This is a genomic window from Mesorhizobium sp. M7A.F.Ca.US.006.04.2.1 (genome assembly GCF_004022915.1).
GTDB classification, from domain to species: Bacteria; Pseudomonadota; Alphaproteobacteria; order Rhizobiales; family Rhizobiaceae; genus Mesorhizobium; species Mesorhizobium ciceri.
On sequence record NZ_RZQA01001013.1, the window covers coordinates 1 to 2,010 of the forward strand.

Annotated in this window: 3 protein-coding genes and 1 pseudogene; all 4 read left to right on the forward strand. The window is 62.0% G+C overall.

Going from position 1 to position 2,010, the window contains the following annotated elements; all coding sequences use genetic code 11:
- A partial coding sequence (locus tag EN925_RS41560) for a type I secretion C-terminal target domain-containing protein (protein WP_128337255.1) occupies positions 1-467 on the forward strand: 467 nt, incomplete at its 5' end.
- A gap of 60 nt (positions 468-527) precedes the next feature.
- Positions 528-899 carry a hypothetical protein gene (locus EN925_RS33530; RefSeq protein WP_127384699.1) on the forward strand — a complete coding sequence of 124 codons (372 nt, stop codon included), beginning with the start codon at positions 528-530 and terminating at the stop codon, positions 897-899.
- A 32-nt stretch (positions 900-931) separates the two neighbouring features.
- Positions 932-1,690 (forward strand): transglycosylase SLT domain-containing protein, encoded by a 759-nt coding sequence (locus EN925_RS33535; protein ID WP_127369435.1) that lies wholly within the window; start codon positions 932-934, stop codon positions 1,688-1,690.
- Positions 1,691-1,782: 92 nt separating this feature from the next.
- Positions 1,783-2,010 (forward strand): annotated as a pseudogene (locus tag EN925_RS33540) (ABC transporter substrate-binding protein); the annotation flags it as partial.

Consider the following 2,010-nt stretch of genomic DNA (forward strand, 5'->3'; position numbering starts at 1 on the left):
GTTCCGGCGATGACTATCTCTACGGAAACTCCGGCGCCAATTACCTGGCCGGCGGATTGGGCAACGACACGCTCAGAGGCGAAGGCGGCGCCGACACTTTGATCGGCGGCGCCGGCAACGACCTGCTGGTCGGTGGTGCCGGGAGTGACACGCTCACCGGCGGGACGGGCGCCGACACGTTCAGACTTGAGAACCTCGACATCAAGGATCTGATCACGGACTTCAATGGCGGCGACGGCGACAAGATCGACCTGACAGCGCTGTTCGACTCGACTCCTGCGAATGTCGGCAACTTCGTCAACTACGACGCAGGGACCGGCGTGCTGAGTGTCGACACGAGCGGATCGGGAGATCCGGCCAATTTTGTCCAAGTGGCGGAACTCACGAACCACCCCGCGGCCAACACGATCACGCTGCTCTACGACGACGGCATAACCCAGCATCAGACAACGGCAAACGTGGTGTAACGCCATAGCGCACAACCACGCGATTATGTTATACGTCGCTAATATTTAGGGGAGCTCAACATGAAACGTTCTGCAAGACTGCTTGTTTCCGCTGCGACGCTGTTGCTGGCAGTCGGGTCGACGGGGTATGCCGCCGACATCATCGATGGTCCGACGGGCGACTATTGCCGTGTCGTCGGCACCTCCAACCTGGTGCTGAACGACAACATCGTCGATCTGAAGCAGGAGGTTGTGAAGTTGATGGACGAGTCGGTTGCCGTCGCCAACAGCTCGGAGTGGATCAACTCGTCGCGTCCCGTCTTCGTCTGGGCGTCGGAGGCCAAGGTCGCTTGCGGCAAGGCCTATGGCTACCTGAAGACGAACTACAAGGACGAAGACACCCTCAACAAATGCGAGTGTTTTCACGATCGCATGGTCGAGTACATGCACTGACCGGATAGGCGAACCGACGCCTGTTGGCCATCATGACAGCCGACGGATCCTTCCTGAAGGCGGTCGCGGGCGCGATCGTGTTGTTTGGCTTTGTCCAAACGGTCACGCCGGCCAGTGCCAACTGGCTGGAACGACCATCCGTGAAACCACAGCTTTCGTCCGGCCTGAAGCAACCAGTGCGCTGTGATCCGGCCACGGAGTGGACCCGGCAGGCTTTCAAGGCATTTGCGAGTTGCCAGGCATCGATCTATGGCCTGGAGCCGATGCTGGCGCATGCGGTGATGGAGATCGAAAGCGGCTTCGATCCCGACGTGCAAGGCGGTGACGGCGAAGTCGGCCTGATGCAGGTGATGCCGGCGACGGCCAGGATGCTCGGCTTTCGAGGTTCACTGGACGATCTGAGCGCGCCGGCGGCCAACATCGCGCTGGGGGTCAAATATCTTGCACAGGCCAACAAGCTCGCCGCGGGTGATCTCTGCACCACCGTCATGAAGTATCGCGCCGGGCACAATGAAAGCCGGTTCTCGGCCCTTTCAGTCCGCTACTGCCAGCGTGCGCGGGCAATCCTGGCAAGGGAAGGGATCGAAGTGACCGGGCCTTTGCCGGTGGCGACGTTCGGCTTTTCCGCATTTTCGCCAGGCGAGGAGGGTGGAGCCCCTGCCCAGGCAAAGGGCGTCTGCGTGCGCCGCGTGTTCGTGCCCGGGCCGCGATACATGAAATGCGCCGACTATCGAAGTGCCGGGCAAGCAAGGCAGATCAGGGCGCTCAGAGGCAGGCTGTTCGGCGGCTAAAAGAACTACAGACGGCACTGCAAGTCCGCCGTAACATGCGTTGAAGACCAGACCGGGAACAATATCCGGCGGCACATAGGGGTGGAGCATTCATGGAAGCTGGCCGACAGGTCCACCGTCCGCGGACATGGGCAATCGCCTTGGCGCTCGCCGCGATCGTGTCGGGCTGCCAGTCGAAGGGCGGCGTGTCCGAAGTGCTCGATCCGGCGGCGGTTACCGCGCCTGCCGGGCAGAACGGCGCCGCCGGTGCCGGTCCCGTCCAGGCGACCCAGTCGCTGGGCACCGGGTCGACCAAAGTCACGATGCTGCTGCCGCTGTCC

Excerpts from the sequence above, each read along its gene's own strand:
- EN925_RS33530 (WP_127384699.1), top strand. The coding sequence starts at position 528 with ATGAAACGTTCTGCAAGACTGCTTGTTTCCGCTGCGACGCTGTTGCTG.
- EN925_RS33535 (WP_127369435.1), top strand. The coding sequence starts at position 932 with ATGACAGCCGACGGATCCTTCCTGAAGGCGGTCGCGGGCGCGATCGTG.